The 18,898-nt window shown below is 59.1% G+C and carries 18 protein-coding genes and 2 tRNA genes; 12 read left to right on the plus strand and 8 right to left on the minus strand.

Translation table 11 applies throughout. The features are described 5' to 3' along the window. Positions 1 to 2: 2 nt before the first annotated feature. Positions 3 to 1,067, minus strand: coding sequence for a succinylglutamate desuccinylase (locus HKX41_03360; GenBank protein ID NNC23194.1), 1,065 nt, complete (start codon positions 1,065 to 1,067; stop codon positions 3 to 5). A gap of 307 nt (positions 1,068 to 1,374) precedes the next feature. Between HKX41_03360 and gcvA the strand changes: the two genes are divergently transcribed. The 6 genes from gcvA (at position 1,375) to dapE (ending at position 9,395) form a co-directional block, all read left to right on the plus strand. Further along, complete coding sequence (gene gcvA / locus HKX41_03365) at positions 1,375 to 2,289, plus strand: transcriptional regulator GcvA (protein ID NNC23195.1); 915 nt, start codon at positions 1,375 to 1,377, stop codon at positions 2,287 to 2,289. Between the two features lie 186 nt (positions 2,290 to 2,475). Then, the gene (locus tag HKX41_03370) at positions 2,476 to 3,846 is read left to right on the plus strand and encodes a VOC family protein (GenBank protein ID NNC23196.1); all 1,371 of its coding nucleotides are present in this window, start codon (positions 2,476 to 2,478) and stop codon (positions 3,844 to 3,846) included. Between the two features lie 4 nt (positions 3,847 to 3,850). Continuing rightward, the gene (locus HKX41_03375; GenBank protein ID NNC23197.1) at positions 3,851 to 6,907 is read left to right on the plus strand and encodes an FAD-binding oxidoreductase; all 3,057 of its coding nucleotides are present in this window, start codon (positions 3,851 to 3,853) and stop codon (positions 6,905 to 6,907) included. A 172-nt stretch (positions 6,908 to 7,079) separates the two neighbouring features. Continuing rightward, positions 7,080 to 7,907 (plus strand): 2,3,4,5-tetrahydropyridine-2,6-dicarboxylate N-succinyltransferase, encoded by an 828-nt coding sequence (gene dapD, locus HKX41_03380; protein ID NNC23198.1) that lies wholly within the window; start codon positions 7,080 to 7,082, stop codon positions 7,905 to 7,907. Further along, positions 7,904 to 8,248 (plus strand): Spx/MgsR family RNA polymerase-binding regulatory protein, encoded by a 345-nt coding sequence (locus HKX41_03385; GenBank protein ID NNC23199.1) that lies wholly within the window; start codon positions 7,904 to 7,906, stop codon positions 8,246 to 8,248. The genes dapD and HKX41_03385 overlap by 4 nt, the downstream gene beginning before the upstream one ends. Positions 8,249 to 8,255: 7 nt before the next feature. Further along, the gene (gene dapE / locus HKX41_03390) at positions 8,256 to 9,395 is read left to right on the plus strand and encodes a succinyl-diaminopimelate desuccinylase (protein ID NNC23200.1); all 1,140 of its coding nucleotides are present in this window, start codon (positions 8,256 to 8,258) and stop codon (positions 9,393 to 9,395) included. Positions 9,396 to 9,415: 20 nt separating this feature from the next. On the opposite strand, the gene HKX41_03395 is transcribed toward dapE, so the two are convergent. Next, positions 9,416 to 9,505: transfer RNA gene (locus HKX41_03395), tRNA-Ser, on the minus strand. Positions 9,506 to 9,637: 132 nt separating this feature from the next. On the opposite strand from HKX41_03395, the gene HKX41_03400 reads away from it, so the two are divergent. Beyond that, a tRNA-Thr gene (locus tag HKX41_03400) sits at positions 9,638 to 9,714 on the plus strand. Between the two features lie 206 nt (positions 9,715 to 9,920). Here HKX41_03400 and HKX41_03405 read toward each other — a convergent pair. The 4 genes from HKX41_03405 to grxD all read right to left on the minus strand — a co-directional run bounded on the left by HKX41_03405 (position 9,921) and on the right by grxD (position 12,946). Next, on the minus strand, positions 9,921 to 10,256 hold the full coding sequence (locus HKX41_03405; GenBank protein ID NNC23201.1) for a hypothetical protein: 336 nt from the start codon (positions 10,254 to 10,256) through the stop codon (positions 9,921 to 9,923). A gap of 163 nt (positions 10,257 to 10,419) precedes the next feature. Then, entirely contained in the window at positions 10,420 to 11,184 is a 765-nt protein-coding gene (locus HKX41_03410) for a competence/damage-inducible protein A (protein ID NNC23202.1), read from the minus strand. A 99-nt stretch (positions 11,185 to 11,283) separates the two neighbouring features. Further along, a complete protein-coding gene (gene icd / locus HKX41_03415; GenBank protein ID NNC23203.1) occupies positions 11,284 to 12,546 on the minus strand; it encodes an isocitrate dehydrogenase (NADP(+)) in 1,263 nt (420 codons plus the stop codon). Between the two features lie 88 nt (positions 12,547 to 12,634). Further along, a complete protein-coding gene (gene grxD, locus HKX41_03420) occupies positions 12,635 to 12,946 on the minus strand; it encodes a Grx4 family monothiol glutaredoxin (protein NNC23204.1) in 312 nt (103 codons plus the stop codon). 186 nt (positions 12,947 to 13,132) lie between these two features. Between grxD and HKX41_03425 the strand changes: the two genes are divergently transcribed. From HKX41_03425 to nadC, 5 genes are all read left to right on the plus strand, one after another. Further along, complete coding sequence (locus HKX41_03425) at positions 13,133 to 13,741, plus strand: superoxide dismutase (protein ID NNC23205.1); 609 nt, start codon at positions 13,133 to 13,135, stop codon at positions 13,739 to 13,741. An 85-nt stretch (positions 13,742 to 13,826) separates the two neighbouring features. Beyond that, a complete protein-coding gene (gene argF / locus HKX41_03430) occupies positions 13,827 to 14,735 on the plus strand; it encodes an ornithine carbamoyltransferase (GenBank protein ID NNC23206.1) in 909 nt (302 codons plus the stop codon). A 127-nt stretch (positions 14,736 to 14,862) separates the two neighbouring features. Next, positions 14,863 to 15,627, plus strand: coding sequence for an ergothioneine biosynthesis protein EgtC (gene egtC, locus HKX41_03435; GenBank protein ID NNC23207.1), 765 nt, complete (start codon positions 14,863 to 14,865; stop codon positions 15,625 to 15,627). A gap of 28 nt (positions 15,628 to 15,655) precedes the next feature. Then, positions 15,656 to 15,853, plus strand: a complete 198-nt coding sequence (locus HKX41_03440; GenBank protein ID NNC23208.1) for a hypothetical protein — start codon at positions 15,656 to 15,658, stop codon at positions 15,851 to 15,853. Then, positions 15,850 to 16,719, plus strand: a complete 870-nt coding sequence (gene nadC / locus HKX41_03445) for a carboxylating nicotinate-nucleotide diphosphorylase (GenBank protein ID NNC23209.1) — start codon at positions 15,850 to 15,852, stop codon at positions 16,717 to 16,719. Before HKX41_03440 ends, nadC begins: the two co-directional genes overlap by 4 nt. A gap of 16 nt (positions 16,720 to 16,735) precedes the next feature. Here nadC and metC read toward each other — a convergent pair whose 3' ends face one another. Beyond that, positions 16,736 to 17,902, minus strand: coding sequence for a cystathionine beta-lyase (gene metC / locus HKX41_03450; GenBank protein ID NNC23210.1), 1,167 nt, complete (start codon positions 17,900 to 17,902; stop codon positions 16,736 to 16,738). Between the two features lie 14 nt (positions 17,903 to 17,916). Continuing rightward, positions 17,917 to 18,891 (minus strand): glutathione S-transferase family protein, encoded by a 975-nt coding sequence (locus HKX41_03455; GenBank protein ID NNC23211.1) that lies wholly within the window; start codon positions 18,889 to 18,891, stop codon positions 17,917 to 17,919. Positions 18,892 to 18,898: the final 7 nt, after the last annotated feature.

Genomic DNA, 18,898 nt, shown 5'->3' on the forward strand with positions numbered 1-18,898 from the left:
AATTAGTGCGTCGTACTGGGGCAAACAGCGCGCGCCAAAAGAGCCGCCCGCGCACCGCGCTCTACTTTGGCGTTGGGAAACACCACGTAGGCCGGCTGATCCTCGACGCGAGTCTCGCCATATCCCGCATCACGTGCAATGAGCTGACCCGGCTCGAAACGAGTAAAGTTGGGCGTGTCATCGGCAAAGGCCAGCTCGAAATCCGGACCGTGCCGCACAACTTCATAATCCGTTTCGAAAAACTGCATCCGATCGGCCGGCCGTTCGGTCGGTGCGACACCCGCCACCCGGGCCGCTAGAAGACGCGCCATCGGTGCCAACGCATCGAGATCGTTGCAACCGAAAGACGCAACGCGCCCAAGCTCAAGCGTAAAGCCGCAGATATGATGGTAATGCCGACTATAATGCGAAAACGTCCAACTCGGCCCGTATTGGGACACGGCTGCCTGCAAGCCGGCCCCGGCCAAAACCCGCCACACATAGTCTGGCGTAGCGGGCACCGATAACGGTTCCACCGCGAAAAACGGATAGTGGCTCGCGCGGATCGCGGTATGTAGATCCAAGTGTAGCGCTACAGCCGATGTGTCTGACGCCGCCCCCGTGTTATCGCCCGTGCCGTGCTCGGCCCAGAATGCATCCACCGCAGCCATGAGTTGAACCGCACGCCGATGCTCAACGGTATCTCCGTCGTGTGCTTTATCGCGATGAAACAAACGGTTCAGATTGGTTTCGAGATAGCGCTGGCCGGCAGCAATGGCCGGCAAATGCCCCAAGATAATCAAAGTCGGCACCGCCAATGTCTGGCGCCCAGCGTCTAAATCGCGGGCCAATTGGCTGACCAGTTCGATGGGTGCGGTTTCATTGCCATGCACACCCGCCGAAATCACCGTCGGTGCCACACCGGCAATCGGTTCAGACGGTTGCAGCGTGATTATCCCCGGCGTGCTCGCTTGGGCACTACCACCCGCAATGGCCACGCTAAATGGCTCAAACCGATCATGTATGCAGTCATCAAGCGCGTTAAACAGTGATTCAGGTGCGGCCATATCAAACGAGGAGTCGCCCATCACGATCGATAGACCCTAAAAAGGTTGGTACAACATTATTATCGATACAACGCCCCTAAAGCCAGCCTGTCTGCAGTGCCACAAGCTCGCCACGATGTGCTCGAGAACCGGTCATAGTGCGAGACCACCCACGCCGGCGCCGCGTTCGTAATGTCTTGGAAATGTCGAGCCGTTGTAGCATGTCGTTGACCATAATCGCGCGTCGTTCGCTAATGCCTAAACGCTTATGGACTGAACACCGGTTGACCGGTGCGCTTCAAACGATTATTCAGATGAACATCATTCCAATTATTCATGGTGATCGCGCATGGCGCGGCCTTCCCTGCCCACGTTAACCGCCCTGCAGTGTTTTGAAGCCGCAGCACGCCACCAAAGTTTTACGCGTGCTGCCGACGAACTGCATCTAACCCAGAGTGCTGTTAGCAAACAGGTTGCTCAACTTGAACATGTCTTGGAGAAGTTTTTGTTCCGCCGCGTCCGTAAGCGGCTGCAAATAACGCCTGAGGGCGCACTCTATATCACTGAAGCTCGAAGGATCCTGTCACAAGCCGAAATGTCGGTTCGCCAGATGCGTTCATACAGCGGTCGCAGTGAGCGCCTGAAAATTGCCACACCACCAACGTTTGGCGCGCGCTGGCTAATTCCAAATTTGAATGATTTCCGTGTTCAAAATCCTCAAATCGACTTAGATATTCGCAATCGAACCGAACCGCTGGATTTCGACACTGATCCAATGGATGTGGCTCTTTTTTTCGGCAATGGCGTATTGCCAGGCGCTGAATGTATAAAACTATTGCACGAAGAAGTCGCACCAGTGTGCGCTCCTCAATTGATCGCCGATACTCCTATTACCGATCCTTTGGACCTGACCGAACTGGTGCTGTTGCAAACGCTGAGCCGTCCGGAAGCTTGGCATGATTGGTTTGAGGCGCAGGGACGCCAAACCGACCACAGCTATCACGGCCCACGTTTCGAGACCTTCGACATGGCTCTATGGGCAGCACGCACGGGCGGCGGTGTCGCGCTGGTTCCAAAATTTCTGGTTACTGAAGAACTTGAATCTGGCCAGTTAATTGTGCCGTGGCGATTCTCATTGCCACATCGGAATGCTTATTACGTGGCCTATCCGGAAAACACAGGAGAAGTCGCCAAGATCAAGGCATTTGTGTCGTGGCTTACTGGGCACGCCACGGTCGCTAGTGACGCACAATCGCACGAATAAATGGAATATTGATATCGTCATTTTTCGTTTGTGACGACGCCCATGCTTTGTTGTGATCGGGCCGAGTAATAACAAACGCGCATGCTTTGATCATGGGAACAGCCTCACAGCCAAGCGATGTGATAACGCATTTGGCGTTCAAGGCAACACCCTGATCCCACGATCGGCACAGTAAGGAGCGTTATCATGAGTGACACGAATTTTGTGCATGCCGCCGACATCCGAGCGCGTTTTGCACGCGCGATGTCGGCCATGTATCAGGCCGAAGTACCGCAATACGGCACACTTATCGAGCTGGTGAACGACGTGAATGCGGAAGTGTTAGCGGCTAATCCAGCACTGGCCGAGCGACTGACAGCCGCCGGCGAGCGCGACCGCATCGGTGTCGAGCGCCACGGGGCGATTCGCGTTGGCACACCCGATGAATTGGCAATGCTGCGTCGTTTGTTCGCGGTGATGGGTATGCAGCCAGTCGGCTATTACGACCTGTCCGTGGCCGGTGTGCCGGTGCACTCGACCGCCTTCCGTCCGCTCGACAAAGCCGAACTCGATACCAACCCGTTCCGGCTTTTTACTTCACTACTACGCCTGGATCTAATCCAAAACACAGCCCTACGCGAACGTGCTGAGGCCATCCTGGCCGCACGCGATATCTTCACACCGAATGTGCGCACGCTGATCGATCGCTACGAGCGCCAAGGTGGGCTCGACACGACCGACGCCGATGCCTTCGTGACCGAAGCACTGGAAACATTCCGCTGGCACGCCGACGCCACAGTCGACTACGCCACCTACGACGCCCTGCGCCATGAGCATCCACTGATCGCCGATGTGGTCTGCTTCCGCGGCCCACACATCAATCACCTGACGCCGCGCACGCTGGATATCGATGCCGCACAGGCACGCATGCCGGATCGCGGCATCACGCCCAAGGCGGTAATCGAAGGGCCCCCACGGCGTGATCAACCAATTCTGTTGCGCCAGACCAGCTTCAAAGCGCTCGAAGAGACAATCCGCTTTGCTGGCGACACGGCCGGCCAACACACCGCGCGCTTTGGTGAAATCGAACAACGTGGCGCCGCGCTGACACCACGTGGCCGCGCGCTCTACGACCGACTTTTAAACGCCAGCAAAGATTATAAACAAGGCGCCGACAACACCGAGTACCAAGCGCAACTGGCCGCGGTTTTTGAAGATTTTCCGGATGATCTCGAAACGCTGCGGCGCGACGAGCTCGCCTATTTCCAGTATCGGGCAACCGGCCAACCCGCCCCCAACGACTCGGCCAACGACCTCGAAACCTTGGTCGCCGCCGGCTGTATCACAGCCGATCCGATTATCTACGAAGATTTTCTGCCGGTTAGCGCGGCCGGTATTTTTCGGTCCAACCTCGGTGACGACAGCGAGGCGGATAGTAGCGGCGATGCCCAGCGCGACGCCATGGAGAGCGCACTCGGCACCGAGATAACCGATGAAATGGCGCTTTACGCCGATATCCAGGCCCGATCGATCGAGCGTGCGTTGACCGACGTGCCAACCGCAGCGACCCCCGGATAAACCGATGGCCACCCTACCCGAGATACGGCCCGAGGCCAGCATTGACGCGAATCACGCCGCATTTATCGAACGGCTGACCAGCGACGGCTTCACCGGCGATATCGATACCCGCTACGCCACACGTTTAACGCTGGCCACCGACAATAGTCCATTCCAACAATTACCCGCCGGTGTCCTATTTCCACGCGACGAAGCCGATATCGCACGCGCGGCCCAACTGCTCGCTAAGCCAGCGTTTGCCGATGTTTGCTTGACACCACGCGGGGGCGGCACCTCGACCATCGGCTGCTCGCTGACCGCCGGGCTGGTGCTCGATTGCTCGCGCTACATGAACGAAATCGGCACGATTGATTCGGAAGCCGGCACAGTCACTGTGCAGCCGGGCGTCATTCTCGACAAATTAAATAACACCGTAGCCGACCACGGTGTTTTTTTCGCGCCCAATGTCGCACCGTCATCGCGCGCCACGCTTGGCGGCATGGTCAACACCGACGGCTGTGGACGCGGCTCGCGCGTCTACGGCAAGACCAGTGATCATGTGCGTGCCATGCGCGTCGTATTGGCCGACGGCACACGTTGTGTCATTACGCGTGACAGTGCCGAAGTCACGTCAGACACGACCGACGATCAACGGCTTGCCAATATCAAACAAGAAGTCGGCAAGCGCGTGCACGACAACGCCGCCGAAATCGAGCGTGTGTTTCCGGATCTGTCGCGTTACCTATCCGGTTACAACCTGGCCCAGGCTGTGGACGCCGACGGCCGCATCGATTTGATCAAACTTATCTGTGGCTCGGAGGGCACGCTGGCACTGGTTACTGAACTGACCCTCGATCTGACGCCAAAACCCGATACGCACGTGTTGTTTGCGCTGCGTTATCCCGATTTCGACGCCGCACTGCGCGACGCGCGCACGCTCGTCGCCTATCAGCCCATGGCGATCGAAACCATCGACGATGTGGTCATGGGACTAGCGCGTGACAACCCAATCTATGAGCGCGTGCGCGCCATGATCGAAAACACCGATGGCAGCACGCCGGCGGCGCTCAACTTGGTCGAATTCAGCGGCGTTGGCGGCCTACCCGATGACGTTACGGCATTTGCCGAGGCGCTGGCGGCGGGCCAAAGCACAGCGACCGGCCACTATCGTGCCGAATCCGTCGAAGCCCGCAACGCACTCTGGGATCTACGCAAATCCGGCGTCGGCTTGCTAGGGGCTGCGCCCGGCACGCGCAAGCCACTGCCGTTTGTCGAGGACACCGTTGTCGATCCACAACACCTCGCCGATTACGTCGCCGACTTCCGGGCGCTTCTCGACTCGTACGGCCTGTCTTACGGCATGTTCGGCCATATCGACGTCGGCTGTCTGCACGTGCGGCCCGCGCTGGACTTAACCGACCCCGATGACGAGGCCATCATGCGCGCGGTGACCGACCGCGTTGCCGAATTGGCCGCCTCCTACGGCGGTCTGCTGTGGAACGAACACGGCAAAGGATTTCGCAGCGAATACAACCGAACAGTTTTCGGCGAAACGCTCTACGCCGCGCTCGCGCACATCAAGCGCGCCTTTGATCCAAACAGTCAGCTCAACCCCGGCAAGATCGTGGCCCTCGACGATGCGCGCGTGCCATTGGCGTCGATGGATGCGCCAACACGCGGCACCTTCGATCGCCAGATTCCGGCAACCGAACGCACCACTTACAAGCCAGCGTTGGATTGCAACGGCAATGGCGCCTGCTTCGACTACGACACTAACCATGTCATGTGCCCATCGTATCGGGCCACGCATGACCGCTTACACTCCCCCAAAGGCCGCGCCGGCGCCATGCGTGAGTGGCTACGTCAGTTGGCCAAGCATGATTGCCACGCCGCTGATCTGCCCGCCGCCCGAACGCCGCTGGTGCTACGTGCACTCGTGGATGCCTATCGACGTAGCGTAGCCAAGCCAAGCCATGACTTCTCGCACGAGGTTTGGACGGCTATGGACGGCTGTCTCTCATGCCAGGGCTGTAGCACCCAATGTCCGATTAAAGTCGACGTGCCAACGTTCAAGGCGGATTTTCTGGCGAGCTACCACGGTAGCTACCCACGGCCGCCGGCCGACTATGCGCTTGCTGGTATGGAAGCCGGCGCAGCACTCGCCGCACGTATGCCAAAGCTGAGCAATCGATTACTGCGTAATCGGTCTGTGCGCCAAATGCTGTCGCAATCGGTTGGCTTGGTCGACCCACCACCGCTTAGCGATCCATCGTTGCCACGCTTTCTCCGCGCTCATCCAGAATGGCGATTCTCGGAACCGGATTGGGTCGCGATGGCGCCAGCCGATCGCGCGCGCGCCGTATTCGTTGTTCAGGATGCGTTTACGAGTTTTTTCGACGCCCCCGTCATGCGCGACACGCTCCAAACCATCGCCGCACTCGGTTATCGGCCGCTTGTGCTGCCATTTAGGCCCGCCGGCAAAGCCCTCCAGGTCAAGGGGTTTCAGCCAGAGTTTGAACGTGTGGCGCGACGCCAAGCGGCATTTCTGGCGTCAATTGCCGACCTCGGCCGGCCGCTGGTCGGCATCGAACCCAGCATTACACGCATGTATGCCCATGAATATGGCCGGCTTGACGATATCGACGCTCCGGCAATCCAGCCCATTGAACGCTGGCTGCGACAGACACTAGAAACCGAGCATACAGCTCACGCCGCCCCAGCCGACCATGGCGTGCCGACGCATACGCTTTTCCAGCACTGCACGATCGCCAGTTCCGATACCGAGAGTGCGCGCGACTGGCAGAGGGTATTCCAATCCATCGGCCTGTCGCTGGCCACGGCCAATGTCGGCTGCTGCGGGATGAGCGGCGCCTACGGCCACGAAGCCCGCCACCGAGACATCTCGCAGACCGTTTTCGAGCAGTCCTGGGCGCCAGCCTACAACAGCGTAACCAGCCAACCCGTGGTACCTGGTTATAGTTGCCGCAGCCAACTCAAACGATTTGCAGCTGCTGAACCGCTGCATCCGATGCAAATAATCCAGCACCAATTTACCCCGCGACCCCGTGACCCAAACGTATAACGACTAGCCGCCGGGTCGGCAATGCCAAGGCGCACTCACCCATCGATCTCGGGCGATGTCGCCGAGTCGGCATTGATACGGCCGACGCATGGCCCGATGCCGCCTCGATCGTTAAACTATGGGGCGCCACAGCGCATTGGCACATTCACTTAACGCCAGCGAGGCTCAATCAATGGCCGAGACCCGCCGCCTGATCGAACAGGCATTCGACGACCGCGAGAATCTAAGTCCAACCAACGTCGATGCCGACACACGAGCCGCCGTAAACGACGCACTGGCTCAACTCGACGCTGGCCATGCCCGCATCGCCGAACCTACGGCTGACGGTTGGGTGGTTAATGACTGGCTGAAAAAAGCCGTACTGGTCTCTTTCCGACTGACCGATAATCAGCCGATCGACGGCACCGAAACACGCTACTACGACAAGGTGCCGCTGAAATACGCCGCCTACTCGGATGCCGATTTCGAACAACAGGCCGCACGCGTCGTACCACCCGCTGTCGTACGCCGCGGCGCGCACATCGAGCCCAACGCTGTCCTCATGCCCAGCTACGTCAACATCGGCGCCTGGGTCGACCGCGGTGCGATGATCGACACCTGGGCCACGGTCGGCTCCTGCGCCCAAGTCGGGAAAAATGTCCACTTGTCCGGCGGCGCCGGGTTGGGCGGTGTGCTGGAGCCGCTGCAAGCCGCGCCCACGATCGTCGAGGACAATTGCTTTATCGGCGCCCGCTCGGAAATCGTCGAAGGCGTACGCATCGGCCGCGGCGCGGTCATCTCAATGGGTGTGTTCATCGGCGCCTCGACCGCGATCTACGACCGCGAAACGGATTCCATCATTCACGGCGAAGTGCCGCCCGGCTCGGTGGTGGTCGCCGGCAGCCTGCCGCGTGACAACGGTCGCTACAACTTGAACTGCGCCGTGATCGTGAAAAAAGTCGACGAGGCCACACGCGCCAAGGTCGCGGTCAATGACCTACTGCGTGGCGTCAACGAGTGATCCGGCTCTACGGCATCGGCAACTGCGATACCTGCCGCAAGGCGCGTCGCTGGCTCAGCTCGGCGGGTATCGATTTCGAATGGCAGGATTTCGACCGTCACAGCGTTGAGATCGAGACGGTCGCGCGCTGGCTGGATACCGCCGGCCTCGAAACGTTGCTCAACAAGCAATCGAAGGCCTGGCGCGAACTGACAGACGACCAGCGTGCAGCCGTCACCGCCTCGCCTGCCAGCGCCATGGCCCAGCAAGTACGGCTCATCAAACGCCCTGTGCTCGAGACCAGCAACGCGGTCATTGCTGGCTTTTCGACGGCGCGCTACGCCGCTTTGTTCGACGCATAACCACGCTGTGACCGACGATGCTCTGACGCTGACACGCGAGCTGATTACGCGGCGCTCGCTGACACCCGACGACGCCGGCTGTCAGGCATTGATCGCCGAAAAGCTCGAGCATGCCGGCTTCACTTGCCACCATCTGCGATTCCGCGGCGTCGACAACCTCTGGGCAGTCGCCGGCGACGACGATGGGCCGTTGTTTTGTTTTGCCGGCCACACTGACGTCGTTCCTCCCGGCGACGCAGCAGCCTGGCGTCACGATCCATTCGAGGCGGTGATCGACAACGACCGACTTTACGGCCGTGGCGCAGCCGATATGAAATCCGGCGTAGCCGCCATGGTCACCGCCGCCTGCCGGTTTCGGATGGAAAACCCCAAGCACCGCGGCCGAATCGCCCTATTGCTAACCAGCGACGAAGAAGGCCCGGCCATCGACGGCACACGCGCCGTGATCGACTGGTTATCGCAACATGACACCCAGATTGACTACTGTCTGATCGGTGAACCCACCGCTGACCAAATACTCGGCGACACCATCAAAACCGGGCGGCGTGGCAGTCTCAACGCGCACATCACCGTCGACGGACACCAAGGCCATGTTGCCTACCCACAGACTGCGGACAACGCGCTGCATCGGCTCATCAGCCTGCTCAACGAGTTAGTCGAGACTACTTGGGATGATGGTGACGAGCTGTTTCCGCCAACGTCTTTTCAGGCCTCGAACATCACGGCCGGCACCGGTGCCGAAAACGTCATCCCAGGCCGAGCGAGCGCCAACTGTAATTGGCGTTTCAACACCGCATGGTCGGCGGCCGCGCTCCGCGAATACGTTGCACAGCTCTGTAAAGCCCGACATATCGATCCAGACGGGATCGAATGGCGTACTTCAGGCGAACCCTTCGCGACGCGAACCGGTGCGCTCGTCGAAGCGACAAAAAACGCCGTCCATGGCCATACCGGTCTACACCCCACCTTATCGACCGGTGGCGGCACCTCCGACGCCCGCTATATCGCCCCGACAGGCGCTGAAACCGTCGAAATCGGCCCGGTCAACGCCACCATCCATCAGCTCGACGAGCACATCGCGGGCAGCGACCCAGCCCAACTCGCGGCGATCTACAACGATGTTCTCAGCACCTTACTAGCGGAATAGCGGCGCGGGCCTCAATAATCTGGCGGAGGGGGTGGGATTCGAACCCACGGAGGGCTTGCACCCTCGGCGGTTTTCAAGACCGCTGCAATCGACCACTCTGCCACCCCTCCAGGGAATGCACATTGTCGGTGTCGGCGCCGTCCCGTGCAACACGGTATGGCCAATAAACCAATTCAAAACCAACAAAATTGTATCCGGGTGATTGCTGTCCCCCCGGCCACTAGCCTATACTGCGCGCCGTCGCCGGGGTAGCTCAGCTCGGTAGAGCAACTGATTCGTAATCAGTAGGTCGGAGGTTCGAATCCTCTCCCCGGCACCAGCACCATCTTATGTGGCCCGATATCAGCGACCAACTGTCGCCACCCGGCCATAACACCTCGATGGGCGGTGGGTACAGGATCTGGCAATAGCGCGCACATAACCGTGTAAGACGGCTTCAGCGCCGCAATCGCCATACGCCGCAAGCCAACTCAATCAACAGGGCTGCCGGCCCACTGGCCACCTTGAAGCGCTGTATTCAGGTCTTTATTTCTGCCGCGGCGCGTCGGGATGCCAGCTCTCGCCGATGTTATCGCCGGTGCCTTCATAGCCGCCGTCACTATCCGGCTGCCACCCTTTGCTGAACGTGTCATCGCTATACCCCTGGCCATCGGCGTGCCAATGCTTGCCAAAGCACTTGCCGTGCCCGATATAGCCGCCGTGTCCGTCGGGGGTCCAGTCACAGTTAAACGCATCGCCCATGCCCTGGAAACCACCGTGACCATCCGGACGATAGCCGTCTCCGAAACTATCGGATGGGCCTTGGAAGGCAGCGCCAATGCCGCTAACCAGTAATAAAGTCATCGTTACGGCGTACTTCATGCGTCAACTCTACCGACAATAGATCGCCACATCTCGAATGCTTATCACAATGGCTTCAAACCGTTTCAGCACGTCACAACACGCCACGAAGCGATTACAGATGCCAAGCACTGATAAGCTGGACCCCATATCAGGCTATCGCGCCAGTAATGGTTAACGCGGCTTAATGGGTCGTGTGCGGCCCGGTTGGCACTTCGGCAGCATCCAATGCCGCCACCAGCGCTTCAAACGCCGGCGCCACCGCCACGCGCGGCCCGCGGACACCGAATTCTATGACGCGCCGGCCATCGGCGCTTGGTAGGCAGGCGATACGCACGTCGGGATGGGCATCCATCACGCTTTGCATAAGATCCACCAGCGCACTTTCCGGTGTATCGAACACTTCGACCGAATATTCGACGTCGGCCTCGCTCTGATAAGCGGCGTAATAGGTGTCCAGCACCCATTCAACCATCGGCCAGGCCATGTTGGGGAACCCCGGCACGAAATGATGGTGACCAAACGAAAAACCCGGGACCTGGTTGATCGGGTTTGGAATGACGGTCGAACCAACCGGCCATTCAACCATTTTCATGCGCGCGTCCGACGGGTCCCTTTTAAACTTGGCCTCCAGCAACGCGCGCCCTTCGGCACTGATTTCGAGTTCGACGCCGGCCGCAGCCGCCGCACACTGGCGAGTGCGATCATCGGGTGTGGCGCCAATGCCGCCGAATGAGAACACCACGGCATCGCTGGCCAGCGTTTCGGCAAGATTGGTTTGCAGCACCGTCGGGTCGTCGCCGACGAAGCGCGCCCAGCTCAGCGAAAGCCCGCGCTCATTCAGCAACTCGATGACTTTCGGCATGTGCTTGTCGACACGCTTACCGGATAGGATTTCGTCGCCGATCAGTAATAAGCCAACTGCCAACGGCGGTTTCGATTGCGTCATAGCACGCTCCTGAACGCGGGTTCGGCCATGAAAAAAGGCCACGCGAACGCGTGGCCTTTGTGGACCGCTAAAACAACCGGAATGGAACGGGTGCCGAAATCAATCCGCCGCGCCAGACTGGATCTTGTCGATCAGTGCATCGGCGAACTGACTGGTCCCAACTTCCTTGGCGCCACTCATGTTGCGCGCGAAATCATAAGTCACGACCTTATCGGCTAAGACTTTTTCGTACGCCTGGTTGATCTGGTTTGCCGCTTCCGGCCAGCCGAGATACTCCAACATGTTGACGCCGGAAAACAGCAGACTGCCCGGATTAACCTTGTCCTGGTCGGCGTATTTCGGTGCGGTGCCGTGGGTCGCCTCGAATACAGCGACGTTGTCAGTCATGTTGGCACCCGGCGCAATACCGACACCGCCGACTTCGGCCGCGGCTGCGTCGGACAGATAATCGCCGTTCAGATTCATGGTGGCAACCACGTCGAAGTCCTCGGGCCGAAGCAACATCAGCTGGAACATGATGTCGGCAATGCGATCCTTGATCACGATCTTGCCTTCGGGCCGCTTGCCATCATACTGCGACCAGAGCTCGTCCTCAGTAATGGTTATATCACCGAACTCTTCGGCGGCAACCTCATAGCCCCAGGTACGGAAGGCCCCTTCCGTGAACTTCATGATGTTGCCTTTGTGGACAAGGGTGACCGACTCGCGCCCGTTGTCGATCGCGTATTGGATAGACTTACGTACTAAGCGCTTGCTGCCAAATTCGGAGATCGGTTTGACGCCTAAACCCGCGTCTTCAAAGAAATCCGAATCCATCTCTTCACGTAGAAACTTCGCGAGTTTCTTGTTCTCATCGGTGCCCGATTGCCATTCGAGACCGGCGTAGACATCTTCAGTGTTCTCACGGAAAAACACGACATCGACTTTTTCCGGCTCCGCCAAGGGCGACGGCACGCCAGTGTAGTAACGTACTGGTCGGACACAGGCATACAGATCGAGCGACTGGCGTAGCGCGACGTTGAGCGAACGAAACCCTTTGCCGACAGGCGTTGTTAGCGGCCCCTTGATGGCAACGGTCAGATCCTTGATGGCCTCCAGCGTCTCTTCGGGGAAGTAGTCGCCGTCGTAAACGCCGGCAGCTTTTTCACCCATATAGAGCTCAGCCCAATGGATGCGACGCTTACCACCATAAGCACGCTCGACAGCCGCATCCCACACACGCAGACAAGCGCTGGTGATATCTGGCCCGATACCGTCGCCTTCGACATAACCGAGAACCGGATTATCCGGCACACTGAAGCTATCACCTTGGACGCTGATTTTTTCACCGCTTTCGGGTATCTGCACGTGTTGATAAGCCATTTACGGAGCTCCTGTCTAAAAAAATCGGGCGGCGCCGGAATCGGCCACCGCCACCGAGGAATGTGATGCGCGGTCGCGCTACTACGCTTTACTGGGCCGTCGCGCTTTCGACCATCGTTTTCAGTTCACCCGACTGAAACAGATCAACGATAATGTCGGAACCACCGACCAACTCACCATTGATGAATAGTTGCGGGATGGTCGGCCAGTTCGAAAACGTCTTAACGCCTTGGCGATAGACCTCCTCATCATCAAACACATTGACCGCTTTGAAAGGTGCACCGACCGCCTTAAGCGCTTCGGCGCTGCGTGCGGAAAAACCACACTGTGGGAAATCGGGCGTGCCTTTCATATACAGCACGACCGGATTGTTCTCGACTTCTTGCTTGAGGATCTGCATGGCTTCAGCGCTCATTTCGACCTACCTATTGCCTGAATCATTAACCCGATATTATATCTTGAAACATGTAATACTGTGTCCACCCGAACAACCACGTAGGGGTGTATCGCCGATACTTGAATCGGACCGCAAACATCCCCACCCGTTCTCAAGCGAGACATTGGAAACTACTCCAAAGGATTTGCTATGGCATTCGAACTCCCTGACCTGCCCTATGATTACGACGCGCTCGAGCCCTACATCGACGGGCGCACGATGGAGCTCCATCACGACAAACACCACAATACGTATCTGACCAAGTTTCAGAACGCTATCAAGGGCACCGAGCTCGAGGATCAAGACCTCGAGACCATCCTGGCGAAGGCCGGCCAACATGGTCCGGCGATCCGCAACCAGGGCGGCGGTTACCTAAACCACAATCTGTTCTGGCAATTCATGTCGCCGAACGGTGGCGGCCAACCTTCGGGCAAACTGGGCGAAGCAATGAATGCGAGCTTCGGTTCCTTCGACGCCTTCAAGGAACAGTTCACCAACGCCGCGACAACGCTTTTCGGATCTGGCTTTGTGTGGCTGGTACCCGAAGGCGGTCAGCTCAAAATCGTGTCGACTCCGAACCAGGACAACCCAATCATGGATGTTGTCCCGGAGGCCTCGAACCTGCCGATCATGGGCATCGACATGTGGGAACACGCTTACTACCTGAAATATCAGAATCGTAAGCCCGAGTATCTCGAAGCATTCTGGAACGTCGTCGACTGGGACGGCGCCGCCAAACGATTCGAGACCAGCGCCTGATATAGTTTCGAGTTCCGGTAAACGGCCCCGCCGCAGGCACTTCGGCGGGGCCGTTTATTTTGCCGCCCGGTATAAAGCGTTCGTCATGACAACACAACCAAGACACCTACTAACGCTAAACGATCTCGGTGCCAACGGCATTCGACGCGTCATCGAGCGTGCACTTGCCGACAAACGTGCAGGCACGTCGCATCAATCGCCGCCATTGCCCGGGCGTTCGTTGGCTATGTTGTTCGAAAAAGCATCGACCCGGACACGTGTGTCTTTCGAAGCCGGCATGACCCAACTCGGCGGCCATGCAATCTTCCTGTCGCCGGCCGATACGCAGGTCGGGCGTGGTGAATCAGCCGGTGATACCGCTCGCACACTATCGCGGATGGTCGACGCGGTCATGATTCGCAACCACGACCACGACGTGCTTGAAAACTTCGCCGCCGCGGCGACTGTGCCCGTTATCAATGGGCTAACCGACCGCGCACATCCTTGTCAGTTGCTGGCCGACATGCTGACGCTAACCGAACACTGTGGCGATCTCGCTGGGCGTACGGTCGCTTGGATCGGTGACGACAACAATATGTGCCGGTCGTATATGACGGCGGCGCGATTGGCCAATTTCAATCTACGTATTGCCACACCGCCGGGCTACCAACCGGACCCAGCATCAGTTGAAGCCGCCGGCGACGTGGTCACACTCTGTAACTCGGCAGCCGAGGCCGCGCGCGGCGCCGACGTGGTGACAACCGACGTCTGGGCCAGCATGGGCGATGAGGCCGAATACCAAAAACGATTGGCCGAATTCGGTGGATTTCAGGTCGACAACGCAGTTATGACCGAAGCCAAAGCCGATGCACTTTTTATGCATTGTCTGCCGGCCCATCGCGACGAAGAGGTTGCCGCCGCCGTCATCGACGGCCCGCAGAGCGTGGTCTGGGATCAAGCCGAAAACCGGCTGCATGCGCAAAAAGCACTGCTACTGGAGTTGCTTGCCGACTAAACGCGTATCACGGCCTGCACCGTTTTAACGCTAACTAAGTGTTCGTAACAAGCCGATACAGCGCGCTTGGGTATTGATGTCGCGGCGCGTACCATTCGAGCAAGCCCATCAATCGTGACCAGACGCCATGTGCCGAATCGCCGCCTATCTTGGTGAGCCGTGTCGACTTGATCGTTTTCTGACCGAGCCAGCACACAGCATCGCGCGCCAAGCATGGGACGCGCGTGAAATGGGCGATGCCACGGTCAATGCCGATGGCTGGGGCACGGGATGGTTTGACGAGTCTGGCCAGCCAGCGGCCTATCGCAATACGCTTCCGATCTGGTCCGACGCCAACGTCGACGCGCTCGGGCGCAGCCTGTACGCCCACACCTGGGTAACCAACGTGCGCAGTGCGACGCCAGGGCTCGGCACCGATTACGCCAACACCCAACCATTTATCAGCGACGAGGTATTGTTCGTCCACAATGGTTTCGTCGATCGCTTTGCGCACACACTGCGAGCGCGCGTGAGCGCCGCACTCGAGCCAGCGATGCTCGCAGAGATCAACGGCAGCACCGACTCCGAATACCTGTTCGCCCTCTTCCGTCAGCAAACCGGCTCGCTTGCCGATCGGCTACGCGCAATGCACGATCAAGTGGTCGCTTGGATGCCCGAGCTGGGCGACGATGTTCGCGCACTGCTGAATTTCATCGTCACCGACGGCACCCAACTAGCCGCGATCCGCAATGCTGTGAACGCGCCGGCACCATCGCTTTATCTCAACCGTAATTGGTCCGGCGGCGCCGTAATCGCGTCCGAGGCCTTTGATCAAAGCAGCGGCTGGACACCGATGCCCCATAACGAAGTCGTGGAGCTCGACCACCCAGTCTCGCCCCGAAACGCGGCCTGAGTGTGCAGCCGCAGGCGCCTCCGGCCCCATGGCACGCGTCGACGCGCCGTCATGGCCGGCAACTTATCGCCACAGCCGGGCGCCACCATCCGCACGCTACGCCCGCGGAGCTAGCGCGTTGACCGACCACGACAGCCGGCGCCCGAGTTTTCATCATTTCTATCCGCCGACGCGCTGGCACGTATTTGCCGGCCTGCGTCTGACCTGTCTAGGAACAGTGCAATGACCGACTCGCATCAGCAAGCGCTTCCAACCGACCTCGGCGATACAGTCGCCCAAGCACTGGCCGAAGACCTCGGCGAGCATGATCGTAACGCGGCGTTAATCGAAGATCCCGCACAAACCAAAGCGCGTATTATCACCCAAGAGGCCGCGATTGTTGCCGGCGCTGCCTGGGTCAACACCGTGTTCACGCAACTTACCGATAACGTCACGATTGACTGGCATGTGTCCGACGGCGCGCGTGCCACTAGCGACACAATACTGTGCACGCTCACCGGGCCCACGCGAGCATTGTTATCGGGCGAGCGCACGGCGCTGAATTTCCTGCAACTCCTTACCGGGGTCGCCAATAACACACGCGACTACGTCGACCGCGTGGCTGGAACAGGCACGGCTATTGTCGATACGCGCAAAACCTTGCCCGGCCTTCGAAGCGCCCAGAAATACGCGGTCGTCTGTGGCGGCGGGCGTAATCACCGTTTCGGCCAGTTCGATGCATATCTTATAAAGGAGAATCATCTGGCAGCCATTGGCTCGATCGCCACGGCGGTGGCCCGGGCGCGGGCGAACGCGCCCGACTTGTTTCTCCAGGTCGAAGTCGAGACTATCGAACAACTCGATGAAGCCCTGTCAGCCGGCGTCGACGGCGTGCTGCTGGATAACTTCCCGACTCATTTACTGACACGGGCCGTCAACAAAGCCGATGCGCACCGACGCCGTTTTCGTCAGCAACTGTTGATCGAAGCATCAGGCGATATCGATTTGGCCAACGTGCGCGAAATCGCGGATACAGGCGTCGATCAAGTGTCGCTCGGCGGTTTAACCAAACACGTGCGCGCCGCCAACCTATCGCTCCAATTCGCCGGCTGACGGCACGTCACTCAACCTAGGCTCGTTGCATTCGCTCAAATCCGGCGGCGAGATCGGCAATCAAATCGTCAATATCTTCAAGACCGGCATGCACCCGAAGGGTCGGCCCGCTGTCATCCCAGGCTGTGGCCGTGCGGGTGTCGTTGGGCGTAACCGGCAAAATCAGGCTTTCGTAACCACCCCAGGAAAAACCCATCCCGAACAACTCGAGATGGTCGACCAAGGCAGTTAACTGATCGCGACTGGTGGGCGCCAACTGGCATGCGAAAAGACCCGTCGCGCCAGCAAAATCGCGTTGCCAGAGCGCATGCTGTGGGTGATCGGCGCGTGCTGGATGAATGACACGGGTCACGCCCGGTTGCTCGGCCAACCAGTCAGCCAACCGAAGACTGTTTTGCCAATGTCCCGGCAGCCGCTGGCCAAGTGTCCGCAGGCCTCGGAGGCCAAGGTAGATATCGTCGGGGCCGGCGCAGTAGCCATGCAATGCCATCGTGCGTCGCACTGGCATGTAGTGCGCCTCGTCACAGTTGATCACACCGAGCATGGCATCGGCATGGCCGACGAGGTATTTAGTCGCAGCGTGTATGGAAATATCCACACCGTGGTCCGGGCCGCGGAAATATAGCGGCGTCGCCCAGGTGTTGTCGGCCAAAACACTGACGCCATGTGCGTGCGCCACGTCGGCCAGCGCCGGTATGTCACTGATTTCTAAGGTCAACGAGCCCGGCGCTTCCAAGAACAACGCACATGTCTGTTCGGTCATGTGTGCCGCCAGCGCGTCGGGGCCAATGAGCGGATCGAAATACTCGGTCGTTACACCGAGTGGACGCAGGACCGATTCACACAGCTTGCGCGTCGGGCCATAAACATTATCGGCGACGAGCACATGGGCGCCCGCCTCGACCACGGAGAAAAGCGCGACCGTGATCGCGGCCAACCCAGAGCAGGTCGCGACCGCACCATAAGCGCCTTCGAGCTCGGCGACCGCGTTCTCGAACTGGAACTGAACCGGGGTGCCGTTACGGCCGTAGTGAATGCCAGCGAACGGATCGGCGCTGGATGCCTCAAGCTGGTCGAGCGAGTCGAATAACACGGTCGAGGCGTGATACACGGGCGGATTGACCATACCGTGTTGCGATGACGGATCACGGCCAGCGTGGGCCAGTCGAGTAGCGGTTTTCATAGGTTTTCGAGCCATTATTCGTTGGCTGGCAAGTGAGTACGTCCAGGCGCGGCAGTAAGCGCCAACTCCGGCCCCTTGGGCACGATGCCATTGGCATTGATCGACGGGTGACTGCGATAGTAGTGCGTTTTGATATGGTCAAACGCGACCGTCTCGGCCACACCAGGGTGCTGATACAGCTCGCGCAGATAACCGGATAAATTGGTGTAATCGGCTATCCGACGGCGATTGCACTTGAAGTGGCTGAAATAGACAGCGTCGAACCGAACCAGCGTGGCAAACAACCGCCAGTCGGCTTCGGTCAGCCGACCGCCGACCAGATAACGCTGCGTGGCGAGCCGGTTATCCAACCAATCGAGTGTGCCAAAGACTTGCTCGAAGGCATCTTCATAGGCCGCCTGCGTGGTAGCGAATCCTGTTTTGTAGACACCGTTATTCACATGCTCGTAGATTGGCGCATTGAGCTCGTCGATCGCCACACGCAGGTCCACCGGGTAATAATCGCGCTCCGGATGCCCGGCAACGGCATCAAACGCCGCGTTGAACATCCGGACAATATCGGCGGATTCGTTGGATACAATCGTCTCACGTTCGGTGTCCCACAGCGTGGGTGTCGTCACGCGTCCGGTATAGCCAGGGTCGGCTTTCTGATAGAGCTGGTGCAGAAACTCAAACCCATAACCTGGCTCGATGTCCGTCCCCGGCGCATCGACAAAGCACCATCCGCCCTCGCCCATGACCGGATCAACAACAACGACATCGATCGCGTCGACCAGCCCTTTCAAGCGCCGCATAATCAACGCGCGATGCGCCCACGGACAGGCCAGTGACACGTAAAGCCGGTAACGGCCCGCGGCTACCGGAAACTCGGCGCCGGCTTCGGCCGAAACCCAACGTCGATACCCTGGCGACTCACGCACGAAGCGACCGCCGCTCGAGGCCGTATCGTAGCCCTGCTCATACCAAACGCCGTCAATCAGCAAACCCATACTGCTT

This window comes from Salifodinibacter halophilus (assembly GCA_012999515.1).
GTDB classification, from domain to species: Bacteria; Pseudomonadota; Gammaproteobacteria; order Nevskiales; family Salinisphaeraceae; genus Salifodinibacter; species Salifodinibacter halophilus.